Below are 21,372 nucleotides of genomic sequence, written 5' to 3' on the forward strand. Positions count from 1 at the left end.
CGGGAGCGGTCACGGCTCTGTAATATCTCTCCGATCTAATCTGCGCCACTACGTGCCAGTACTTGTTCGGGAGTTACAGAATGATCCGGAAAGCAATCACCGCGGCCCTCGCAACCAAGGTCCTCTCTACTACCGCGCTCTCGCTGGCAGTGCTGCTGTCCGCTTCGCACGGCTATGCCGAGGCGCTGCCCTCCCGCCAGCAGGGCAGCCACTGGTATGCCGAAGGCCAGAGCGCGTTACAGCAAGCCATGGGGCGCGAAATCAATAACGAGCGTGGTGCCGCCAGGAACATTATTCTTTTCGTGGGTGATGGCATGGGTATCTCCACCGTCACCGCCGCGCGGATTCTCGCCGGCCAGCAACACGGGCTTGCGGGTGAGGAATACCAGCTCAGCTTCGAAAAAATGCCCTTCGCCGGCTTGATCAAAACCTATAACACCAACCAGCAGACACCGGACTCCGCCGGCACCGCCACTGCAATGGTTACCGGGGTGAAAACCAAAGCTGGGTTTATCAGTGTGGATGAAACCGTGGCTCGCGGCGATTGCCCGGCGAGCCTTAAACACGGCCTCACCAGCGCACTGGAGCTGGCTGAATCCCAGGGCAAGCGCACAGGCATCATCTCGACTGCGCGTATCACCCACGCCACCCCCGCCACTACCTACGCCAAGTTGCCGGAACGCGGCTGGGAATACCAGGCACCGGAGGGGTGTCGCGATATCGCCGCGCAGCTGGTGGAAATGCCGGTTGGCGATGGTATCGACGTGATCATGGGCGGCGGCCGCCGCGGCTTCCTGCCCGCGGAAATGACCGACCTCGAGGGCGTATCAGGCAAGCGTACTGATGGTCGCAACCTGGTGCAGGAGTGGCAGCAGCGCTATGACAAAAACGCGGTATACATCGAGAACCAGGCCGGATTCGACAAGTTTGATACCAAGTCCACCGACAAGCTGTTGGGCCTGTTCCAGCCTTCCCACATGCGCTACGAATCCGACCGCAAGAACGACGAGGCCGGCGAGCCTTCCTTGAGCGAAATGACCGCCAAGGGCCTGGAGCTGCTGGGGAAAAGTGATTCTGGATATTTCCTGATGGTGGAAGGCGGGCGCATCGATCACGGGCACCACGCGGGCAATGCCTATAACGCACTGCACGACGCAGTGGAATTTGCCAAAGCAGTACAGGTGGCCATGGAAAACACGGATCCGCGCGATACCCTCATTATTGTCACCGCGGATCACAGCCACACCTTCACCATTGCCGGCTACCCCACCCGCGGCAACCCGATTCTCGGCAAGGTCGTGGGCAACGACGAGCTCGGCGAACCCATGAAAACCCCGCAATTGGCTGGTGATGGCAAACCCTACACCACCGTGGGCTACGCCAACGGCGCGGGCTACGCCCATCGCGGCGGGGAAACCGATGCAGATGGGCGGGAAGAATTACCGATCCACGCGGGGCGCGTGGACCTGGCCAAGGTGGACACCCGGGCGCCCGGCTTTCACCAGGAGGCGCTGGTACCGGCACCGAGTGAAACCCACGGCGGTGAAGACGTTGGCATCTGGGCGCGCGGTCCCGGCGCACACTTACTGAGCGGCACCAATGAGCAGAGTTTTATTTTTCACGTGATGGCGCACGCCGCCGGTTTGCTGGAAAAACGTTAAATATTCTTTTTGCTGGGCGCGGGGATTCGATGGTTGCGCTGATGGTGCCATTTTTTACGGGCAAACAGGTATGCGCACTCGCGCTCGATATTTTCGCGCAGTTGTTGGAGGCGCAAGTCCGCCTGATCCAGTAACGGAATCAGTTCGCCGTCCAGGCCCTCGTCCGTCAAAACGAGAAACGTGCGCAGGCGCCGCAAGTCACGCCAGTCGCCCAGGTCACTGGCGAGCCTGTTAAGACTTTTGCAGCGGCCACCGATTCTCCGCGGCTTCAGTTTTTTCAGCAGGCGGCTGTGATACCACTGGTCTTTCACGCGCTTGCGCAATGCGTGGAAGCGCTCCTCGTCGTCCCCGGCCAATGCCGCCTGTGCTGCCTTGTAGGCGCGCCGGTAGCTTTGGGCATACCCATTCAGCAAGTCCTTTTTCGTCAGCGGCCCCAGATTCCAGAGCTCGATGCGCCCCTTGCCCTGCAGCAGCAGTTGCCGGGCCTGTTCCAGGGCCTGTGCCGTGTTGCTGGTGTCGATACAGGCGTTCAATAGTGCGGCGGTAACGGGAAAGCGTTCCGCCCCCAGTTGCCTGGTCAGAGCGTCGTACAGGGATACCGCGTCGCGGCTATCGGAAAGCACATCAGCGATTTTCCGGTAGTGGGCATTCTCAAGCAGGTAGATCTGCTCACAGGCCGGGTTGCCAGTTCGGATCAGGCGCGCCAGTGCGCGCATTTTTTTGCAGTGTTTACGGATCTGGTGGGTGGCCTCGCCGGGCTGGAGCTGCGACGCGCAGCGCAGTGCTAAAGATACCTGTTCGCTAGCTATGCGCTTTAGTGCAGCTTGTAGTGGCTTGTTTCGGCGAAACCTATAAGTCATGTATGTTCCCGAATATCCAGATCCAGATATTGCCCAAAGTTTAGTGACTGCTTCGTGGGCGAGTGCCCAGAGGCGCTACCGCATGTACAATAGCTCCCTGAATTTCGCACAGCAGGCACAAGATGACGGAACGCAAGACGACCCATTTCGGCTACCAGCAGGTACCGGTCGAAGAAAAGGCCGGTCGCGTGGCGGATGTTTTTCACTCGGTGGCGGCCCGCTACGATGTGATGAATGACCTTATGTCCGGTGGTATTCACCGCCTGTGGAAGCGTTTCACCATTGAGCTGTCGGCGGCGCGGCCGGGGCAGACGATCCTCGACATTGCCGGTGGCACCGGGGATCTGACTGCGCGCTTTTCCCGCATTGTGGGCCCCACCGGCAAGGTGGTACTGGCGGATATCAATGAGTCGATGCTGAAGGTGGGGCGTGATCGCCTGCTGGATCGCGGTATTGCGGGCAATGTAGAGACGGTGCAGGCGGATGCCCAGTACCTGCCCTTCCCCGACAATACCTTCGATTGCATCACCATCGCCTTCGGCCTGCGCAATGTCACCGATAAGGATCTGGCGCTGCGCTCTATGCTGCGGGTGCTGAAGCCAGGCGGTCGCCTGCTGGTACTGGAGTTCTCCAAGCCGCAGTCGAAACTGCTGGAAAAGGTCTACGACCATTACTCTTTCCGCCTGCTACCGTTTATGGGCAAGCTGGTGGCCGACGATGCCGACAGTTACCGCTATCTCGCCGAGAGTATCCGGATGCACCCGGATCAGGAGACCCTGAAAGACATGATGGGCGATGCCGGCTTTGTGGACTGTGAATTCCACAATATGACAGGCGGCATCGTGGCGCTGCACAAGGGCATCAAACCCTGATCACTGATCAAGGAATGAGATTCCGTGGCAGCCCGACTGGCGGCAACACCTCGCGAAACACGCCGTGAACCCATCCATGGGCGCACTTCGAAAACATCCCTGTTTTCGAAGGCCTCGCGAGGGGTTCCCGCCAGCCGGGCTTTCGCATCTGCGCTCAGCGCACTGACAAACTCGTAAAATAATGACCGATCCCACTTTCCGCGCCGGCTTCGACGCCACCCTGGAAACCGCCATCAATACCGCCCTCCGGTACGATCCGGGCACCCTTGCGCGCCTGCAGAAACTGGCGGGCAAGGTGCTGGCGGTAGACCTCACCGCGCCAAAAATGACCCTGTTCCTGCTGATCGAAGACGACGGCATCGAGGTACACAGCCGCTGGAATGGCGAGGTGACCACGGAGCTGCAGGGCTCGGCCCTGGCGTTCCTGCAACTGCTGAAAAACCGCGATGCCACGCCGGCCAAGCTGGGGGTGGCGGTGCGCGGTTCCAGCGCGTTTCTCGCCGAATTGCAGTCCATCCTGCGGGATCTGGACGTGGACTGGGAAGAGCCCCTGGCGCAGGCGCTGGGGGATGTGCCGGCGCACCAGATCGGGCGCGGTCTGCGCACGGCCGCCGGCTGGCTGCGCGAGGCGCTGGGCAAGGCACCGGGCGCGGCGGCAGAGGCGGTGAGCGAAGAGTGGCGGGTGACCCCGCCGCAGGCCCAGTTTGAAGCTTTTGCCGATGACGTGGCCGCATTCACCCAGGGGGTGGATCGCCTGGAGGCGCGGATTGCCCTGCTGCGTGCGAAGCTGGACCGCCGGGGAGCCAACTGACCGTGCCGATAGCGAGAACCCTGACCATCGCGCGGGTATTCCTGCGTTACCGCCTGAACGAGCTTGTGCCAGCGGAACACCAGCCCCTGTGGCTGCGTGCCCTGTGGGCGCCGGCGCGATTGCTGCCGCAGAGCCGCAAGGCCAGATCCATGAGCCGTGGCGAGCGCCTGCGCTCGGCGCTGGAGGCGCTGGGACCCATCTATGTGAAGTTCGGCCAGCTGCTGTCGACACGCCCGGATCTGCTGCCGCCGGATATTGTGCTGGAGCTGAACAAGCTGCAGGACAAGGTACCGCCCTACCCAGCGGATCAGTGTATTGCGCGCATCGAAGCCGCCCTCGGCGCGCCGGTGGACGAATTGTTTGCCGAGTTCGATCGCGAGCCGCTGGCGTCCGCGTCTGTGGCCCAGGTGCACGCAGCGCGCCTGTTTGGCACCGATGGCGAACCCGGCGCATCGGTGGTGGTGAAGGTATTGCGCCCCGGTATCGACAAGGTGATCGCGCAGGATCTGCACCTGCTGGGCTACATCGCCCGCTGGATCGAGCACTACCTGCCCGACGGCCGGCGCCTGCGGCCGGTGGAGGTGGTGGAGGACTACCGCCACACCATCGAAGGCGAGCTGGATCTGGTGCGCGAGGCGGCGAATGCATCGCAGCTGAAACGCAATTTTGCCAATTCGCCGCTGCTGTATATCCCGGAAGTCTACTGGGACTACACCCGCGAGAATGTGATGGTGCTGGAGCGCATCGACGGCATCCCGGTCACCGATCTCCAGCAGCTGCGCGCGCAGAACACCAACATGGAGCTGCTGGCCGAGCGCGGGGTGGAGATCTTCTTCAAGCAGGTGTTCGAGCACAATTTCTTCCACGCGGACATGCACCCGGGCAATATTTTTGTTTCCCGCCAGCAACCACAGCGGCCGCAGTACATCGCCATCGACACGGCGATTGTCGGCAGCCTGACCCGCGAGGATCAGTACTACCTGGCGCGCAACCTGCTGGCGATGTTCCGCCGCGATTACCGCATGGTGGCGGAGCTGCATGTGCAGAGCGGCTGGGTGCGGGCGGATACCCCGATCAATGCGTTCGAAGCCGCGATCCGCGCGGTATGCGAGCCGATTTTTGAAAAGCCCCTGGGCGAGATTTCCTTTGCGCGGGTGCTGATCAGCCTGTTCCAGACCGCGCGCCGCTTCGACATGGCGGTGCAGCCGCAGCTGGTGCTGCTGCAGAAGACCCTGCTGAATATCGAAGGGTTGGGCAGACAGCTTTATCCGCAACTGGATCTGTGGAAGACTGCCCATCCATTTTTGGAACGCTGGATGCGCGAGCGTATCCATCCGCGCACCATTGTGGGCGAGATCAAGCGCTACGGCCCGGAATGGCTGGAAAAATTCCCCCAGTTGCCGCAGATGGCGTTCGCCGCGCTGGAACAGGGGCGCGAATTGGCACCCCAATTGCACCGTCTCGGGGATGAGCTGGCGAGCAGCAAGCGCCGCGGACGCGCCCGCTATGCGCGCCTCGTGTCCGGGGTGTTGCTGGCGGTGGGCGCTGCCCTGGTGGCCTCGCCGGGGTTACTGGCGCAGGTTCCGGCGGCGAGCTGGGCACTGGGTGCCACGGCACTAGCCCTGTTGCTCTGGCCCTGATTGACGCTCCGCCCCAAACAGGCGTTGCGGGACGGTAACCCGGGCAGCCAGCCTACAATAACCATTGAAGTAAGGATGCATCCCTTGAGCGATACCGATTTCACTGAAGCGGTCAGCTGGAACAGCGACGGGCTGGTGCCCGCCATCGCGCAGGACTACCAGACCGGGCGCATTTTGATGATGGCGTGGATGAACCGGGAGTCGCTGCGCCTTACCGTGACCGAGGGCCGCGCGGTCTACTGGTCGCGTTCGCGGGGCAAGCTGTGGCGCAAGGGCGAATCTTCCGGTCATGTGCAGCAGGTGCGCGAGCTGCGCCTCGACTGCGACGGCGACACGCTGGTGTTGCTGGTGGAGCAGCTGGGCGGTATCGCATGCCACACCGGGCGCACCAGCTGTTTCTATCGGGTGTTCAAGGAAGGTGAATGGCACATCAACCAGCCGGTGATCACCGACCCGCAGACAATATACGCAACGGATCAATAAGCTTTCGACATGAGTAATATGCTGACACAACTGGATCGTGTACTGCGGATGCGCATTCAGGAGGGGGATGCGGAGTCCTCCTACGTGGCGTCCCTGCATCACAAGGGGTTAAACAAGATCCTGGAAAAGATTGGCGAGGAAGCCACCGAACTGGTGATTGCCGCCAAGGATGCCGAAGGCCAGGACGCTGACTCTGATGCGCACCGCGCACTGATCGGTGAGACCGCGGATCTCTGGTTTCACTCGCTGGTGATGCTGGCGCATCTGGGCACCGATTCCCGTGAAGTACTGGATGAACTCGGGCGTCGCTTCGGGCTTTCCGGGCTGGAAGAAAAGGCCGCGCGGCCGCAAAGCTGAATTAAATTGGCACCGCCCCATGGGCGAGGCGCTATAAAACATAGAGCATTATCAGGAGCATTCCATGGGCATTAGCTGGCAACAATTACTCATCCTGCTGGTCATCGTACTGCTGATCTTCGGCACCAAGCGCCTGCGCAACCTCGGTGGTGACTTGGGCGGTGCGATCAAGGGCTTCAAGAAAGCCATGAAGGAAGAGGACAAAAACAAGGAAGACGAAGACGCCAAGGATCCGGAGTTGCTGGGCAAGGATGAACAGGTCAAGCCGCAGCAGAAAACGTCCGCGGAAGACAAGCACACTCAGGATAAATAACCCAAGCGGGTCACAGGGCGAGCACAACGCGTGTTTGATATCGGCTTTTTTGAACTGCTGCTGGTTGGGATCGTCGGTCTGGTCGTGATCGGACCGGAGCGTTTGCCCGATGCCGTGCGTACGACCGTGCGCTGGTGGAACCAGATAAAACATACCCTGAACAGCGCCAAGGACGAGCTGGAGCGTGAAGTGGGCGCCGACGAAATCCGCCGCGAGCTTCACAATGAGCGCATCCTCAAAGAACTGCGCGAAAGCCAGGAAGAAATGGAGCGCTCGTTCAAGGCCGCTGAACAGAAATTCCAGCAGGATCTCGACGCGGTGAAGCGCCAGGGCACACTGGAGACCGAAGTGCCGTTTGACCGGGAAGCCGAAGCGCTGGCGGATCAGCGGGTCGCCGCCGCCGATTACCTGCCGGAGGAAGACCATCACGAGCGACGCGCAGAAGACTACCTGCCGGAAGAGTACGAAGAGGATTCGGATCAGGAAGACCCGGAGTACCCGGAGCACCTGCACGATTACGGGGATCCGGAATACAACCCGCACCACCCGGATCATTTTGCACACGACGATGCCTTCCCCGAAGAAGGTGAGCCCACCCCCCTGCAGGGAGAGGGTGAGGAGTCCGACAACCGATCTTCGCAGGCGGAAGACAAGCGTCCATGAGTGATAGAGAACAACCGTTTATCGAGCACCTGATCGAGCTGCGTAACCGACTGCTGAAAATTCTGCTGGCCGTGGTTGCGATCTTTGCCTGCATGATGCCGTTCGCCAATGAAATCTACGATTTTGTTGCCGATCCGCTGCAGGCCCGCCTGACCGAAGGCGCGGGCATGATTGCCACAGAAGTGACCTCCCCGTTCCTGACCCCGTTCAAGACCACCTTCGTTCTGGCATTTTTTGTCGCCATCCCGTTTGTGCTTTACCAGTTCTGGGCATTTATTGCCCCGGGGCTGTACAAGAAGGAAAAGCGCCTGTTGGCGCCGGTGATGGTTTCCAGCGTATTTCTGTTTTACGCTGGAATGGCCTTTGCCTACTTTGTGGTTTTCCCGATTATCTTTGACTTTTTTATCAGCTCGGCCGATGCGGATATCAAAGTAATGCCGGATATCCGCAGCTATCTCGACCTGGCACTGAAGCTGTTTTTTGCCTTTGGCTTCGCGTTTGAAATTCCCATCGCCACGGTACTGCTTATCTGGAGTGGTGTGGTCAGCGCCAAAGATCTGGCCAGGAAGCGCCCCTATGTTATCGTGGCCTGCTTTGCGGTCGGTATGCTGTTGACGCCGCCGGACGTTATCTCCCAGACGCTGCTCGCGGTACCGATGTGGTTGCTGTTTGAAGTGGGCATATTTTTCGGGCGCTGGATCAAGCGTGATAACACCGCGACTGCCTCATAGTTCCCTGTTTCTGAAGGGCCCGGTGCGCGTTGCTCGTCAAGCAAACGCGTGCCGGCTGCTTGCCGCGTTCATCTTCCTCCTTTGTTTTTTGTCCGAAGCCCGCAGCGAGGAGCCAGATCAGGTTCCCTGTGTCATTCTCCTGCACGGCATCACCAAAGACCGCACCTCAATGGAGCCCATTGCGCAGGCGTTGCTGGCGCAGGGGTTTTATGTCGCCAACATCGATTACCCGTCCCGCCAGTACCCGATTCAGGTCCTGGCCGAAATGGCCGTGCCCCGCGGCCTGGCGGCCTGCGAAAGAGCGGGCGCAGCGCCAGTCCATTTTGTCGCCCACTCCATGGGCGCCCTGCTGCTGCGCCAGTATTTTGCGCAGCGGAGTGCCCAGCAGGTGCGGCGCGTGGTCATGCTGGGGCCGCCGAACCGGGGCAGTCGACTGGGAAACTTTTTATCGTGTATCCCCTGGATCAAGGACATCAACGGCCCCGCGGGCAAGCAGATGGGCGTGGACGAACATTCGGTTCCGAGCCAGCTGGGGCCGCTGCCCTTCCCCGCCGGGGTCATCGCCGGCACGCGCAGCTGGAATCCGCTGTTCGCAGCGATCATCGAGGGGGATGACGACGGCATCGTCGGCCTGCCGAGCACTTATGTACAGGGTGTCTGCGCGCGGGTCGTGAAGCCGGTTACCCACGATGGGCTGACCTCAGACAAACGGGTGATCGAGGAGGTGGTGCGCTACCTGCGTGCGGGCAAATTCAAGGCGCCCGATGCAGAGTACTTTTCCTGCGAGGGTCAGTAGCACCGCGAGTGGAGCCGGGTGTGTGAATGCGCGCTGCTCAGCCCAGGATAAAGGCTATGCTGATGAATCCGAGTGCCCCGAGCGCCATGACAAACAGCTGGCGGTGTTGTTGCCATGCAGGCAGGAGCGACAACAGTGCCACGGGCGGCAACAGCAGGGCGACGACCCCGTGGGCGGTGGATTGGGCGAAGCACACCCGAACCAGATAGATCCACAGCGCGGCACTGAGTACCAAGGAAAAAACCAGACAGATGGCGGCGACAGGTTGCATGGATGTTACCCGGAAATCGTTCCTCCCGTATCTTAAGTTAGCCCTTTCACGGCCGCTTGGTTGCATCTGGCGCTTGTGTGGTCTTGCACTGGCGAGCATTGCATTGGCGGGCTGTGAAACGGTGTACTTCTACTCCCAGGCCGCCAGTGGGCAACTGAAGATCCTCGCCGGCCGCGAGCCGATCGACCGCCTTGTCGGCGATGACACCACCGATCCCAAGCTGAAAACCCAGTTGCAATGGGTGCAGTCCATCCGCGCCTATGCCGGCGCTGAGCTGCACCTGCCGGTGGGCAGTGCCTACAGCGAATTCACCCAGCTTGAAAACGAATACGCTCTCTGGAACCTGATTGCGGCGCCGGAGTTCTCCCTGTCGCCCAAGCGCTGGTGCTATCCGATTGCGGGCTGCGCCAGCTACCGCGGTTACTTCGACAAGGCCGACGCGCAGGCCCAGGAGGCCAGGTTCCGGGCGGAGGGCTACGACGTGTACCTGGGGCCGGTACCCGCTTACAGCACACTGGGTTGGTTTGACGATCCGGTGCTGTCCAGTTTCGTGAACTGGAAACCGGACCGGCTCGCCAACCTGCTGTTCCATGAGCTGGCGCACCGCCGGGTGTATATCTCCGGGGACACCGGGTTCAACGAGAGTTTCGCCACTGCGGTGGCGCAGATTGCGCTGCCGGGTTGGCGCCGCCGTCAGGGGATTCCCGAGCCGGCGGTGGCGAGCGTGGAGCAGGCACGGCAGATCAACAGCCTGATGGTGATCGCGCGCAGGCAGTTGCAGGGCATTTATGCCTCGAACGACAGCGATGCGGCAAAGCGCGCGCAGAAGGCACAGACCCTGCAGCGGCTGCGCAGCTGTTATCGCACGCTCTCCGCAGGCTGGGAGCAGGACGCCCGCTTTACCACCATGATCGAGAAAACCAACAACGCGACACTGGCTCTGGTGAGCGAATACCAGTCTCAGGTGCCTGCGTTCGTCCGCCTGTACCAGGACTCGGGAGCGGACTGGGAGCGCTTCTACGAGGCCGCCGAAGCGCTGGGGAATCTGCCGAAGGATGAGCGCAAGGCGCGCCTCAAGTCACTGAACGAGCGGGCTCAGGCCTCGAGCAGGAAGGTCACCGGACCGTCGTTACAGAGTGAAACCTGCATGTCGGCGGCAAACTGACCGCCAGCCACTGATGGCAACCGGGCCTGTGCCTGTTCGAGGAAGTAGTCGTAGAGTTCCTCGGCCTGTTGCGGGCTGGCGCCGCGGCTGAAACTTGGGCGCAGCCCCTTGGCGGTATCTGCCACCAGGGTGAACTGGCTGACCACCAGCAGGCCGCCTTCCGCCTGCTGCACGTTCAGGTTCATCTTGCCCTGCTCATCGCTGAACACGCGGTAGTGCAGCACCTTGTGCAGCAGCTTGTCGGCGGATGCGCGGCTGTCTGAGGCCTCGACACCAAGAAGCAGCAGTATCCCGTGGTCGATGGCGCCGACGGTTTCTCCGGCCACTTCCACCCGCGCATGCTTTACCCGCTGTATCAATCCCTTCATCGTAAACCTCTTCTAAACTCGACGCGGCCCGGTAGAACCGGGAGACAGAATCGCCTAGATTAGCCCAACTCAGAAGATGTAAAAACCGGACGCCCAGCTATGAAAAAGACTTTCCTGGCGCTGGCCGCAGGCATTGTTGCCAGCGCCACTGCCTTCGCCGCGAATCAGTACCCGGCCACGCCTGCGGTCGAACAGAAGGATGACTATTTCGGCACCGAGGTCAGCGACCCCTACCGCTGGCTGGAAAACCTCGACTCCCAGGAAGTGAAAGACTGGGTAAAGGCGCAGAATGAACATTCGCTGCCGACCCTCCGGGCGCTGCCGGGCTGGCAGAAAATCAACGAGCGCCTGACCCAGCTGTGGCAGTACGAGCGCTACGGTGTGCCCTACAAAAAGGCCGGCCAGGTGTTCTACGAATACAACGACGGCACCTGGGATCAGAACGTCTTTTACAGCACCGCAGATATCCACAAGGATGGCGGTGTGGTGCTGGATCCGCGCAAGCTGAGTAAAGACGGCACCATCGCCGCAAAAAATTACTCCGTGAGCCCCAAGGGCCGCTACCTGGCCTATGGCACTTCCGATGGCGGCACCGACTGGACCGACTACCATGTGCGCGACCTCAAGACCCGCCGCCTGTTGCCGGATCACCTGACCGGGATCAAATTCAGCGATGCCAGCTGGGCCAAGGACGAGTCCGGTTTCTACTACAGCCGCTACCCGTTCAACAAAGACGGCAGTGCGGATGACGGCAAGCAGGTCGCCGTTTACTTCCACAAAATCGGCGAGCCCCAGAGCAGGGATCAGCTGGTCTACCAGATCAACGACCACCCCACCCGCAACCCGGGTGCCACGGTCAGTGACGACGGCAATTACCTGATCTTCGGCATTTTCGACGGCTACGACAGCAACGGTATCTACTACCGCGACCTGCGCGATGACAACGGCAAGGTGGTGAAACTGCTCGACGACTGGGACGGGCTGTATACCTACCTGGGCAACAAGGATAAAACCTTCTACTTCGAGACCAATGCCGGCGCCACCAATGGCCGCGTCGTCGCCATCGATCTCGACAAGCCGGAAAAGGCCAGCTGGAAAACCCTGGTATCGGAGCAGAAGAACGCCCTGCAGGGCACCAGCCTGATCGGCGATCGCTTTGTGCTGCACTACCTGGAAGACGCCAAGTCGAAAGTTGTGGTTACCGACCTGAACGGCAAGCAGCAATACGAATTGAAACTGCCGGGCATGGGCACCGTTGAGGGCTTCTACGGCGAGCCGGGCGACAGCGAAACCTACTACTCGTTCAGCAATTTCCTCAACCCGCCGAGCATCTACAAGCTGGACGTTGCCACTGGCAAGAGCGAAAAGGTCAAAGCGCCCAAGTACCCGGCGGACTTTTCCGATTACACCGTCAGCCAGCATTTCTTTACCAGCAAGGATGGCACCCGCGTGCCCATGTTCCTGGTGCACAAAAAAGGCATCAGGCACGACGGCAGTAACCCGACGCTGCTGTACGGCTACGGTGGCTTTAACTCGGCGCAGCTGCCGCGTTTCTACACCCGCTTTGCCGGCTGGCTGGATATGGGTGGCACCTTTGCCATGGTGAGCCTGCGCGGTGGCAGCGAGTACGGCGGTGACTGGCACAAAGCCGGCACCAAGCTGCAGAAGCAGAATGTGTTCGATGACTTTATCGGTGCGGCCGAATGGCTGATCGATGAAAAGATTACCTCGCCGAAGAAGCTCGCCATCATGGGCCGCTCCAATGGCGGCCTGCTGGTAGGCGCAACCGAAGTGCAGCGCCCGGAGCTGTTTGCCGCGGCGCTGCCGATTGTGGGGGTGCTGGATATGCTGCGCTACCACACCGCGTCGGCCAACGCGCGCCAGTGGTCGAGCGATTACGGGCTGTCAGAAAACAAGGATGAGTTCGCGGCGCTCTACGCCTACTCGCCGGTGCACAACACCAAAAAAGGTGCCTGCTACCCGGCCACCCTGATTACCACCGCCGATCGCGACGATCGCGTGGTGCCCTGGCACAGCTACAAATTCGCCGCCGCACTGCAGCGCGACCAGGGTTGCGACAAGCCGGTATATCTTGCCGTGGAAACCCGCGCGGGCCACGGTGCCGGCAAGCCGGTGTGGATGCAGGTGGAAGACTTCACCAACCAGTACGCGTTTCTGGCACAGCAGCTGGGAATGAAGCTCGATTGAATGGAGGGCGCGTATGCGCCCCGGTCATTGGCGGCACCACCGGGTGCCGCCTGCCTCCTGTTTTTATTGCGCAATCACAAATCGATCGACATAGCTGTAGAGGAATGTGTTCGGGCTGAAACTGAAACTGTATTGTTTGGACAGGTCGGTCTCGTTGTGCACCCGAATGTAATACTCGCCATTTTCCTCGTAGAGTAGCTCAAACTCCCGGAAGCGATATTCTTCACAGTTGCTGGCGCCCGTCGGGCAAGACGCCATATAGGTTTGCGTATCGCGGTCGTAGTAATAGTGCAGCTCCAGATGGCTGCCCTGATCCGACCAGGTAAAACCATTGCCATTTTCCATGAAGTTCGTGCCGGTGCGCTCCAGGTCACTTCCGTTACCACCGGTGCGGAAGTCAAACCCAAAACTCAGATCGTGGTAAGCGGATGTCGGCGATACCACACTGAACGGCGAGTCCTTGTATACCAGCTTGATGGGCGTGGTGAGCGCGCTCGATGTCACAACCGGTATCACCATGTCGCCGCCCATACTGGCGAGGGAGCCGTCGTCACGTTTTAGCAACGCTATTGTGCGCAGGCCGGCACCGTCATAGCCCACCGGAATATACTCGATCGTGTCTCCGCGTCCGGAAACCATCAAAAGTCGGCCGTTTTCCAGTACTTCACCGGTAGCGGTATCGGTATAACCGTGTTTGATATCAAAGCGCTGGGTGAAACCGCCAGCAGCATTTGCTGTGGAGACGGTGGTTTGCCAGCGGCTGCTCACGGTATAGGTATTGGAGTCAAGGTCACGATAGCTGCTGATGGCAAAGGCATTATCGAGGAAGCCTGAAAAATCACCGTGAGTGAAATTATTTACCTGGTAATAGCGCGGAGGCAGCGCATAGGTCTCCCCCGATGTGATGCACTTGTAGGTTTCCACGCTTGTAAAAGCGGCGAACACCGGGGTTTCAAGGTAGCGCCTGAGATCCCGCGCGACAGCGATGGATCGATGGTATCCATTTGCGTCTGCCGGGCAATTTTCCACACTGTGCGCAGCATCTCTTAACTCCGGAAATAGCCCCTCGATGGAGAGGTTGATCTCCCCTGCGCTGCTGGTGAATGTTCCGAGGTTTTCCCCACTTTTGTGGAAAATATTCTCGGCCAGGTAGAACGCATTGGAGTCGGTATTGCTTAGCTGAATGGCAAATCCATAGGGGCGACGGATGGAGGATGGACCCTCGATAAAAACCAGTTCCTGATAGGGCTGCAGAGCCAGAGGTTGCGACTGGTTTTCATCCTGCAGTACCGATGTCCGATAGGACTCGTACTTCGCGCTGTCACTGGTCTTGAGTGATTCCGCAATGGCGATAGCCGCCGGGAAATCCTGCAGCAGCGCATAGGAATCGGTCTGGGTGAACTCCGGCCACTGGTCGCCGGCCAACAGGGATTTCAGGGTGATGGCGTTTTCCATCAGCAGGTCTTGCGGAAGGATCTGCGATGCCGCGATTAATTTCTCCCGCGAGAGGATTTCCTGACCTGCGGCGCGCTCGATCAGTGCTGCAGCGCTGGTGCTGGCCGCAGAAAGATACAGTGTGGCCAGTTCGCCTTCGGAAACCGAGTAATCGAGGGCCGCATCTTTCAGTTGTGCACCTGCGCCGAGATACGATCTGAAAACAATCGGCTTCTGCGGGGCCGCCTGATCGAGAGTCGCCGTGGCGATCACGACACTGTCGTCAGCCGGCAGCGGTATGTTTAGCTGGAAAGCCCCATTGTTGGCCCGGGTGCGATATGAGGTGGTAGAGGCATCGCCTGCGATACGCACTTCCACATTCGCGCTGGCCAGCCGGCTTTCTCCCAGTTTGCCAGTTACCGACATGCCGGGACTGACAACAACAGTGACCGATGCAGAGGCTTGCAGGGCGCCGTCGGTAATGGAATAGGTAAAGGTATCCTCACCGGTAAAATCCGCGGGAGCCTCATAGCGGATCTTTCCATCAACAATCGTTGCGGTTACCCCCTGGGCTGATTCCTCAATTGTCGATATTGCCAGAGTGTCACCGTCCTCGTCGGTATCGTTGGCGAGGACGTCAATGGTGACCTGCCTATCGCGATCGAGCATCGAGACGCGGTCATCCACGGCAGCCGGAGCCCCGTTGGTGGGGGCGGGTTCCACCGGTTGAGGCTGTGCATCACCCGAGCCTCCGCCGCCGCCTCCACAGCCGGACAACAGGGAAGTAACAAACAGAGACAGTATGAGTGTGGAACAGGTCGGTATATTCAAAGGCTTCAAGGCGGCCCCCCGGGCTTAACGTATTTTTCACAGTGTTTGCGGGACTTCTTCCGGGGACGCAGGGATAAAGTGCCCGGAGGCCATACGCTAGCAAGAGGCGGATAAAACGCCATTGCACCTTGGTATTAGAATTTTGTTCCTGTGAGGGAATCGATACTGGATCGATGAGGGTGGTTTCTGGCAAGCTCTGGTTTTGATTGCCAAAACGCAAGCGAGATTTTATGCGCGCATTTGTCACCGGCGGTACCGGGTTTCTGGGTGCCAACCTGATCGAACAGTTGCTGGCCGACGGCTGGCAGATCACTGCCATGCACCGCAATGGCTCGGATACCGCACTGTTGCAAAAGCTTGGGGTGGATCTGGTGGAGGCGTCGCTGGCCGATATCGACTCCCTGCGCGCGGCGCTGCCGGAAAATCTCGATGCGGTATTCCATGTGGCTGCGAACACCAACATGTGGCGTGGCGGCAATGCCCAGCAGTGGCAGGACAATGTAGTGGGCTCCGGGAATCTGGCGCGCGCAGCGCGCGAGCACTTCGCCGCTCAGGAAAAGCCGGGCCGCTTCATCATGACCAGCTCCATTTCCGCCTACGGCTACCACCGCGAGATGATTACCGAGGCGAGCCCGCAGCTGGCCGATGACCCCCGTCACCACTACCTGTACACCAAGAAGCGCGCCGAAGCGGCAGTGCGGGAAGAAGTCGCCCAGGGACTGGATGCGGTATTCCTCAACCCCTGCGCCATTGTCGGCAAGTACGACAAGTCCAACTGGGCGCAGACCTTCTTCATGATTGCCGAAGACAAGCTGCCCGGTGTCCCCCCCGGATCCGGTTCCTTCTGCCATGTCGGCGAAGTGGCGCGGGCCCACATCAGCGCCTATGCGCGCGGCCGCACCGGCGAGAACTACATCATTGCCGGTACCGATGCCAGCTTCCTCGATTTCTTCACCTGTATTGCCGGGCTGGTGAACAAGCCGGCGCCACAGCGCACCACACCGGCAATCGCGATCCGCGCTATTGCCGCCCTGAAAGAGCTGGGTTCCCGTTTTTCCGGGCGCGAGCCGGCGATAACGCCGGAAAAGGCGGCGATGCTTACGCGGCGCGTGGTCGGGTGCTCGGATAAAGCGGTGCGCGAGCTGGGTTACCGCACCGGACACAGCCTGGAGGCGATGTTGACCGAATCCCGCGACTGGCTGGTTGCCGAGGGGCTTCTGGCATTGCCGGCGGGCCAGCACAAGGGGTAAGCCGATGAACCGGAGAAATATCATTTTCAGCCTGGTGCTGCTCCTGCTGATCCTGCAGCTGATCCAGCACTACTTTTTTTCCGGTGCCCCCTAGCGGCGGCAAGAGGAATCGTCGATGTCGGAAAAACGCTGCAGCTGGTGTCTCTCCACCCCGCTTTACCAGCAGTACCACGATGAGGAGTGGGGAGTGCCAGTAGTGGATGACCCCACCCTGTTTGAGTTCCTGATTCTCGAGGGCGCCCAGGCCGGGCTGTCGTGGATAACCGTGCTGAACAAGCGCGAGAACTACCGAGTGGCGTTCGACGGATTCAATGCAGAGAAAATCGCTCGCTACACACCAAAGAAGGTGGAGGCGTTACTGCAGGATCCGGGGATTATCCGCAACCGCCTGAAGGTGGAATCCGCGGTGAAAAATGCCCGGGCCTACCTGAAGCTGCGGGAGGCCGGCAGCAGCCTGTCGGATTTCCTGTGGCAGTTCACCGACGGCCGCTGTATCGACAACCGCTTCAGCAACATGCGCCAGGTACCGGCGAGCACCCCGGTGTCCGATGCCATGAGCAAGGCGCTGAAAAAGGCCGGTTTCAACTTTGTCGGCAGCACCATCATGTACGCCCATATGCAGGCGACCGGGATGGTGAACGACCATATGCTGGATTGCCCGGCGCACGACCGCTGTGTCGCCATGGCGAAGAAGATGCGTCTGCTGTAGCGCCCGGTTTCCATCCCGCACTGCACCTGCCAGCCACTGTACTGCTCACACCAACGGTATTGCGTTGTGCAAAACCGCAGGGCAAGGCTATGCACGGCCGCGCCGGTTGCCGTATTCTTGGCGATTGTTTTTTGACCGTTGTGCGCGCCGCACATTTCGGAAGTCGAACGGGAGGGGGTAACTCATGGACAAAATCAAACAACAGCTGGATGCGCTGTGGCCGGTGGTCATGGGCGTGGGGCTCAACATCCTGTGGGCGCTGCTGGCGCTTTTCGTGACCTGGATTGCCGCCAAGCTGGTGAGCCGCGCGATCGGCCGTCTCACCGAGCGCGGCATCGATGAAACCCTGGTGCCGGTGCTGGATACCCTCGCGGTATGGGGCACTTATGTGGTGGGTGGCCTGGTGGTGCTGGATATCTTCGGCGCTAACACCACCAGTCTTGTGGCGCTGCTGGGTGCTGCGGGCCTCGCCATCGGCCTGGCCCTGAAAGACACCCTGCAGTGTATTGCGGCGGGCTTCGTGCTGCTTGGGCTGCGCCCGTTCCGGGTGGGCGAAACCATCCAGTTTGGCAGCACCATCGGCACCGTGCGCAAGGTGGGCCTGTTCACCACCGAGCTGGACACCGTCGACGGCCTGCGGGTATCGGCCCCCAATGACAAGGTCTGGGGCGAAACCCTGACCAACTTCACCCGCAACGCCAGTCGCCGGATCGAAATCATCGCCAGCATCGCCTACGGGGATGACATCGAGACCGGCATGAACGTACTGCGCCGCCTGGTGGCGGAAGAACCGCGGATTCTCGCCGACCCCGAGCCCGCCTTCGCGGTGCGCGCGCTGGCCGACAGCTCGGTCAACCTGCACCTGCGCGCATGGACCACGACGGCGGATTACTGGGACGTTTACTGGTCGCTGATGAAACAGCTCAAGCCGGCACTGGAAGCCGAGGGGCTCACGATTCCCTTCCCGCAGCGCGAGCTGCATATTGTCAATCAGGCCGAAAAGCGGCCACTGGAAAAAGCGGTACATGAGTAGTTTGTTTTCCATCGCGCCACTCAACTGGAGCGGTATTCTGATCGCCATGATCTGTGCTGGCGGCATCGGCCTCGAGCGCCAGTTGCGGGGCAAACCCGTGGGTATCCGCACCTCGATACTGATCGTGCTGGGTACCTATACCTTCACGGCGCTGGCAGTATCCATTGGTCAGGGCGCGGATCAGGCGCGGGTGCTGGGGCAGGTGATTACCGGTATTGGTTTTCTCGGCGCCGGCGTGATGCTGGCGCGGGACGGGGTTGTGGTTGGGGTAACGTCTGCCGCCACCATCTGGGTGCAGGCTGCCATCGGCACGCTGATCGGTTTCGGCAAACCCGGTACGGCGCTGACCATTGCCGGTCTGGTGCTGTTCGTATTACTGGGGGTGGATATCCTCGAGAACTACTCCACACGCCTTACCCGCGGCGTGCACGCGCGCTACCGCCGCTGGCGCGACAAGCGCGAGCTGCGCGACGCCCTGGCCCAGGATCTGCAACGGGATGAGGAGGGGGTTGTCAGCGCTGGGCCACTGCAGGATGTGGAGCCGGCACCCGAAGCAAAAACTGCGCAGGTAATGAAAAGCACCTGAGTAACCGAGACCGGCGTCGCGGACGCTGGTCTCAGCTGCAGGTACATTCGCCGAAGACCTGTCGCCCTGTGGCGCTGAACATGTCATGCTGGCCGGCTGAAAATTTCCAACCGGTCATTTCTGAATTTCTGAATTTAATCCGAAAACAAAAGAGGCAAAGCAATGCGTAAAGCGCTCTTGAGCCTGGTGATAGCGTCCGTGATCGGCGGCTGTCAGCAAAGTGAAGAACCCAAGCAGCAGAGTGAACAGCTCGATTCCGGCGCCGCACAGGTGGTGGCACCGGCCGGTGGCGAGCAGACCGCACAGGATCCGGCAGCTGAAACCGCGCGCCTGACCGAGTGGCTGGATGAGCGTTTTGAAGAAGAACTGCAGTTCAGCCCCATGCAGCTCAGCTACCTCGGGCGCAAGGAACAGTACGACAAAGTCGATGATATGAGCCTGGCCGCGAATGAGCGCGAACTCGAGTGGAAAGCCAATACGGTTGCTGAGCTGAAGAAGAACTTCGACTACGACAGCCTGAGCGACGCCGGCAAGGAGTCCTATGACCTGTGGGTATTCCAGTACGAGCAGGCCAAGGCCAACAAGCCCTTCTGGAACCACAGTTACTTCGCCAGCGAACTCTACGGCCCGGAAGCCTCCCTGCCCACTTTCCTGATCAACCAGCACAAGGTGGACACCGTCGAAGACATGCAGGCCTACATCGCCCGTATCGGCGGTATCAGCCGTGCTCTGGGGCAGCTGTTGGAGCGGGCCCAGGGGTCTGCCAAGGACGGGGTGCGTCCGCCGCTGTTTGCCTACGACCTGGCGATCAAACGCGCGACCAATGTGACCACCGGCCAGCCGTTCGGCGGTGAGGAAGATGCCCCCCTGTACGCCGATGCCAAGGGCAAGATCAATGGTCTGAAAGAAGCCGGCAAGATCGATGACGCGCAGGCGGCAGAGTTACTGGCGCAGGTGGAAAAAAGCCTGAAGGAAGAGTTCAAGCCGTCCTTTGACACCTACGTCGCCTGGTTGCAGGAAGACCGCGTCAATGCCGATAAAGAGCCGCGCGGCGTTTCTGCCCTGCCGGACGGCAAGGCCTACTACGACAACCGCCTGGCCTACTACACGACTCTGCCCCTGACTGCAGACGACGTGCACCAGATCGGTCTCAACGAAGTCGCGCGCATCCGCAAGGAAATGGAAGGCATCAAGGCGCAGGTGGGCTTCGAAGGTTCTCTGGCGGAGTTCTTCACCTTCATTCGTACCGACGACCAGTTCTACTACCCGAACACCGACGAGGGGCGTGAAGAGTACCTGAAAGAAACTCAGGGCTTCCTCGACGATATCGAGAAAAAACTGCCGGAATACTTCGGTATCCTGCCCAAGGCTGGCCTGGTGGTAAAACGTGTTGAGGCTTTCCGCGAAGTGCCGGGCGGTGCCCAGCACTACCAGTCAGGTACTCCGGATGGTTCCCGCCCGGGCACCTACTATGTGCACATGTCTGACATGAGCGCGCTGTCCACCACGGACATGGAAACCGTGACTTACCACGAGGGAAGCCCTGGCCACCATATGCAGATCTCCATTGCCCAGGAGCTGGAAGGTATCCCGAAATTCCGTACCCAGGCGCATTTCACCCCGTACATCGAGGGCTGGGCGCTCTACTCCGAAGCGCTGTCCAAGGAGATGGGCCAGTTCAAGGATCCCTACAAGGACTTCGGCCGCCTGACCGCAGAAATGTGGCGCGCTATCCGCCTGGTAGTGGATACCGGCATGCACGCCAAGGGCTGGAGCCAGGAGCAGGCGGTGGAATATTTCCTGGAAAACTCGGCGATTCCGGAAGGTGCTGTGCGTTCTGAAGTGCGCCGCTACCTGACCCTGCCGGGCCAGGCTACTTCCTACAAGATCGGCATGCTGAAAATCCAGGAGCTGCGCGCCAAGGCCGAGAAAGAACTGGGCGACCAGTTTGATATCCGCGCCTTCCACGATACCGTGCTCGGAGGTGGCGCACTGCCACTGCCGCTACTGGAAAAACGTGTAAACGACTGGATCGTATCCGTTAAAGCGGGCTAAGCCTCGCGCATCCCGGGCGCCGGTGCTGGCCAAAGCCAGGCCGGCGCCTGCCTCTTTCTTCCTGCATAAACTGCCTTTCCTTCTTGTACGGTCGTACCTATTTCTTTAACGGCGCGTTATTCCCCTGTTTTGTGGACGGTATATCACAAAAGTGGGAGTCTCAAGGCGCCACCCTGCCATTATTCAGCTGCACCGCAGGGACTGGCTCCGCCCGCCGGGTCGGCCAGCCGTTCCAGGCTTCACCTGCAGGCATTTCTTCTTTCATCTGACGTACG

General features: G+C 60.3%; 21 protein-coding genes. 17 read left to right on the forward strand and 4 right to left on the reverse strand.

Going from position 1 to position 21,372, the window contains the following annotated elements:
- Positions 1 to 80: 80 nt before the first annotated feature.
- Positions 81 to 1,661 carry an alkaline phosphatase gene (locus tag ACNKU7_RS00130; RefSeq protein WP_418294916.1) on the forward strand — a complete coding sequence of 527 codons (1,581 nt, stop codon included), beginning with the start codon at positions 81 to 83 and terminating at the stop codon, positions 1,659 to 1,661.
- On the opposite strand, the gene ACNKU7_RS00135 is transcribed toward ACNKU7_RS00130, so the two are convergent.
- Positions 1,658 to 2,521 (reverse strand): CHAD domain-containing protein, encoded by an 864-nt coding sequence (locus ACNKU7_RS00135; protein WP_418294917.1) that lies wholly within the window; start codon positions 2,519 to 2,521, stop codon positions 1,658 to 1,660. The genes ACNKU7_RS00130 and ACNKU7_RS00135 overlap by 4 nt on opposite strands.
- A gap of 122 nt (positions 2,522 to 2,643) precedes the next feature.
- Here ACNKU7_RS00135 and ubiE point away from each other — a divergent pair, with 122 nt between their 5' ends.
- The 9 genes from ubiE (at position 2,644) to ACNKU7_RS00180 (ending at position 9,187) form a co-directional block, all read left to right on the forward strand.
- Positions 2,644 to 3,393 carry a bifunctional demethylmenaquinone methyltransferase/2-methoxy-6-polyprenyl-1,4-benzoquinol methylase UbiE gene (ubiE, locus tag ACNKU7_RS00140; RefSeq protein ID WP_418294918.1) on the forward strand — a complete coding sequence of 250 codons (750 nt, stop codon included), beginning with the start codon at positions 2,644 to 2,646 and terminating at the stop codon, positions 3,391 to 3,393.
- A gap of 181 nt (positions 3,394 to 3,574) precedes the next feature.
- Positions 3,575 to 4,204 (forward strand): ubiquinone biosynthesis accessory factor UbiJ, encoded by a 630-nt coding sequence (locus ACNKU7_RS00145; RefSeq protein WP_418294919.1) that lies wholly within the window; start codon positions 3,575 to 3,577, stop codon positions 4,202 to 4,204.
- A gap of 2 nt (positions 4,205 to 4,206) precedes the next feature.
- On the forward strand, positions 4,207 to 5,844 hold the full coding sequence (gene ubiB / locus ACNKU7_RS00150; protein WP_418294920.1) for a ubiquinone biosynthesis regulatory protein kinase UbiB: 1,638 nt from the start codon (positions 4,207 to 4,209) through the stop codon (positions 5,842 to 5,844).
- A gap of 84 nt (positions 5,845 to 5,928) precedes the next feature.
- Complete coding sequence (gene hisI, locus ACNKU7_RS00155; protein ID WP_418294921.1) at positions 5,929 to 6,327, forward strand: phosphoribosyl-AMP cyclohydrolase; 399 nt, start codon at positions 5,929 to 5,931, stop codon at positions 6,325 to 6,327.
- A 9-nt stretch (positions 6,328 to 6,336) separates the two neighbouring features.
- Positions 6,337 to 6,684: a phosphoribosyl-ATP diphosphatase gene (locus ACNKU7_RS00160; protein WP_418294922.1), complete on the forward strand. Its 348-nt coding sequence runs from the start codon at positions 6,337 to 6,339 to the stop codon at positions 6,682 to 6,684.
- Between the two features lie 64 nt (positions 6,685 to 6,748).
- On the forward strand, positions 6,749 to 6,997 hold the full coding sequence (gene tatA, locus ACNKU7_RS00165) for a twin-arginine translocase TatA/TatE family subunit (protein ID WP_418294923.1): 249 nt from the start codon (positions 6,749 to 6,751) through the stop codon (positions 6,995 to 6,997).
- 30 nt (positions 6,998 to 7,027) lie between these two features.
- Positions 7,028 to 7,660, forward strand: coding sequence for a Sec-independent protein translocase protein TatB (gene tatB / locus ACNKU7_RS00170; protein WP_418294924.1), 633 nt, complete (start codon positions 7,028 to 7,030; stop codon positions 7,658 to 7,660).
- Positions 7,657 to 8,391 carry a twin-arginine translocase subunit TatC gene (tatC, locus tag ACNKU7_RS00175; RefSeq protein WP_418294925.1) on the forward strand — a complete coding sequence of 245 codons (735 nt, stop codon included), beginning with the start codon at positions 7,657 to 7,659 and terminating at the stop codon, positions 8,389 to 8,391. Before tatB ends, tatC begins: the two co-directional genes overlap by 4 nt.
- 88 nt (positions 8,392 to 8,479) lie before the next feature.
- Positions 8,480 to 9,187 (forward strand): alpha/beta fold hydrolase, encoded by a 708-nt coding sequence (locus ACNKU7_RS00180; RefSeq protein WP_418294926.1) that lies wholly within the window; start codon positions 8,480 to 8,482, stop codon positions 9,185 to 9,187.
- A 37-nt stretch (positions 9,188 to 9,224) separates the two neighbouring features.
- Here the strand turns inward: ACNKU7_RS00180 and ACNKU7_RS00185 are convergent, their stop codons facing one another.
- Positions 9,225 to 9,458 carry a hypothetical protein gene (locus ACNKU7_RS00185; RefSeq protein ID WP_418294927.1) on the reverse strand — a complete coding sequence of 78 codons (234 nt, stop codon included), beginning with the start codon at positions 9,456 to 9,458 and terminating at the stop codon, positions 9,225 to 9,227.
- A gap of 103 nt (positions 9,459 to 9,561) precedes the next feature.
- Here ACNKU7_RS00185 and ACNKU7_RS00190 point away from each other — a divergent pair, with 103 nt between their 5' ends.
- On the forward strand, positions 9,562 to 10,623 hold the full coding sequence (locus tag ACNKU7_RS00190; protein WP_418294928.1) for an aminopeptidase: 1,062 nt from the start codon (positions 9,562 to 9,564) through the stop codon (positions 10,621 to 10,623).
- Here ACNKU7_RS00190 and dtd read toward each other — a convergent pair.
- Positions 10,554 to 10,991 carry a D-aminoacyl-tRNA deacylase gene (dtd, locus tag ACNKU7_RS00195; protein WP_418294929.1) on the reverse strand — a complete coding sequence of 146 codons (438 nt, stop codon included), beginning with the start codon at positions 10,989 to 10,991 and terminating at the stop codon, positions 10,554 to 10,556. The genes ACNKU7_RS00190 and dtd overlap by 70 nt on opposite strands.
- 99 nt (positions 10,992 to 11,090) lie before the next feature.
- Between dtd and ACNKU7_RS00200 the strand changes: the two genes are divergently transcribed.
- Positions 11,091 to 13,199: a prolyl oligopeptidase family serine peptidase gene (locus tag ACNKU7_RS00200; RefSeq protein WP_418294930.1), complete on the forward strand. Its 2,109-nt coding sequence runs from the start codon at positions 11,091 to 11,093 to the stop codon at positions 13,197 to 13,199.
- Between the two features lie 63 nt (positions 13,200 to 13,262).
- Here ACNKU7_RS00200 and ACNKU7_RS00205 read toward each other — a convergent pair whose 3' ends face one another.
- Positions 13,263 to 15,473, reverse strand: coding sequence for an Ig-like domain-containing protein (locus ACNKU7_RS00205; protein ID WP_418294931.1), 2,211 nt, complete (start codon positions 15,471 to 15,473; stop codon positions 13,263 to 13,265).
- Positions 15,474 to 15,694: 221 nt separating this feature from the next.
- On the opposite strand from ACNKU7_RS00205, the gene ACNKU7_RS00210 reads away from it, so the two are divergent.
- From ACNKU7_RS00210 to ACNKU7_RS00230, 5 genes are all read left to right on the forward strand, one after another.
- On the forward strand, positions 15,695 to 16,714 hold the full coding sequence (locus ACNKU7_RS00210) for an NAD-dependent epimerase/dehydratase family protein (protein ID WP_418294932.1): 1,020 nt from the start codon (positions 15,695 to 15,697) through the stop codon (positions 16,712 to 16,714).
- A gap of 115 nt (positions 16,715 to 16,829) precedes the next feature.
- Positions 16,830 to 17,423: a DNA-3-methyladenine glycosylase I gene (locus tag ACNKU7_RS00215; RefSeq protein ID WP_418294933.1), complete on the forward strand. Its 594-nt coding sequence runs from the start codon at positions 16,830 to 16,832 to the stop codon at positions 17,421 to 17,423.
- Between the two features lie 184 nt (positions 17,424 to 17,607).
- The gene (locus tag ACNKU7_RS00220) at positions 17,608 to 18,456 is read left to right on the forward strand and encodes a mechanosensitive ion channel family protein (protein WP_418294934.1); all 849 of its coding nucleotides are present in this window, start codon (positions 17,608 to 17,610) and stop codon (positions 18,454 to 18,456) included.
- Positions 18,449 to 19,042, forward strand: coding sequence for an MgtC/SapB family protein (locus ACNKU7_RS00225; protein ID WP_418294935.1), 594 nt, complete (start codon positions 18,449 to 18,451; stop codon positions 19,040 to 19,042). Before ACNKU7_RS00220 ends, ACNKU7_RS00225 begins: the two co-directional genes overlap by 8 nt.
- A 162-nt stretch (positions 19,043 to 19,204) precedes the next feature.
- Positions 19,205 to 21,097: a DUF885 domain-containing protein gene (locus tag ACNKU7_RS00230; protein WP_418294936.1), complete on the forward strand. Its 1,893-nt coding sequence runs from the start codon at positions 19,205 to 19,207 to the stop codon at positions 21,095 to 21,097.
- Positions 21,098 to 21,372 lie beyond the last annotated feature (275 nt).

The organism is Microbulbifer weihaiensis (genome assembly GCF_048323715.1).
In the GTDB taxonomy this organism is placed as follows: domain Bacteria; phylum Pseudomonadota; class Gammaproteobacteria; order Pseudomonadales; family Cellvibrionaceae; genus Microbulbifer.

Bases quoted from the DNA above. Each gene is read 5' to 3' on its own strand.
- ACNKU7_RS00130 (WP_418294916.1), top strand. From the start codon at position 81: ATGATCCGGAAAGCAATCACCGCGGCCCTCGCAACCAAGGTCCTCTCT.
- ACNKU7_RS00135 (WP_418294917.1), bottom strand. From the start codon at position 2,521: ATGACTTATAGGTTTCGCCGAAACAAGCCACTACAAGCTGCACTAAAG.
- ubiE (WP_418294918.1), top strand. From the start codon at position 2,644: ATGACGGAACGCAAGACGACCCATTTCGGCTACCAGCAGGTACCGGTC.
- ACNKU7_RS00145 (WP_418294919.1), top strand. From the start codon at position 3,575: ATGACCGATCCCACTTTCCGCGCCGGCTTCGACGCCACCCTGGAAACC.
- ACNKU7_RS00160 (WP_418294922.1), top strand. From the start codon at position 6,337: ATGAGTAATATGCTGACACAACTGGATCGTGTACTGCGGATGCGCATT.
- tatA (WP_418294923.1), top strand. From the start codon at position 6,749: ATGGGCATTAGCTGGCAACAATTACTCATCCTGCTGGTCATCGTACTG.
- tatC (WP_418294925.1), top strand. From the start codon at position 7,657: ATGAGTGATAGAGAACAACCGTTTATCGAGCACCTGATCGAGCTGCGT.
- ACNKU7_RS00185 (WP_418294927.1), bottom strand. From the start codon at position 9,458: ATGCAACCTGTCGCCGCCATCTGTCTGGTTTTTTCCTTGGTACTCAGT.
- dtd (WP_418294929.1), bottom strand. From the start codon at position 10,991: ATGAAGGGATTGATACAGCGGGTAAAGCATGCGCGGGTGGAAGTGGCC.
- ACNKU7_RS00200 (WP_418294930.1), top strand. From the start codon at position 11,091: ATGAAAAAGACTTTCCTGGCGCTGGCCGCAGGCATTGTTGCCAGCGCC.
- ACNKU7_RS00210 (WP_418294932.1), top strand. From the start codon at position 15,695: ATGCGCGCATTTGTCACCGGCGGTACCGGGTTTCTGGGTGCCAACCTG.
- ACNKU7_RS00215 (WP_418294933.1), top strand. From the start codon at position 16,830: ATGTCGGAAAAACGCTGCAGCTGGTGTCTCTCCACCCCGCTTTACCAG.
- ACNKU7_RS00220 (WP_418294934.1), top strand. From the start codon at position 17,608: ATGGACAAAATCAAACAACAGCTGGATGCGCTGTGGCCGGTGGTCATG.
- ACNKU7_RS00225 (WP_418294935.1), top strand. From the start codon at position 18,449: ATGAGTAGTTTGTTTTCCATCGCGCCACTCAACTGGAGCGGTATTCTG.
- ACNKU7_RS00230 (WP_418294936.1), top strand. From the start codon at position 19,205: ATGCGTAAAGCGCTCTTGAGCCTGGTGATAGCGTCCGTGATCGGCGGC.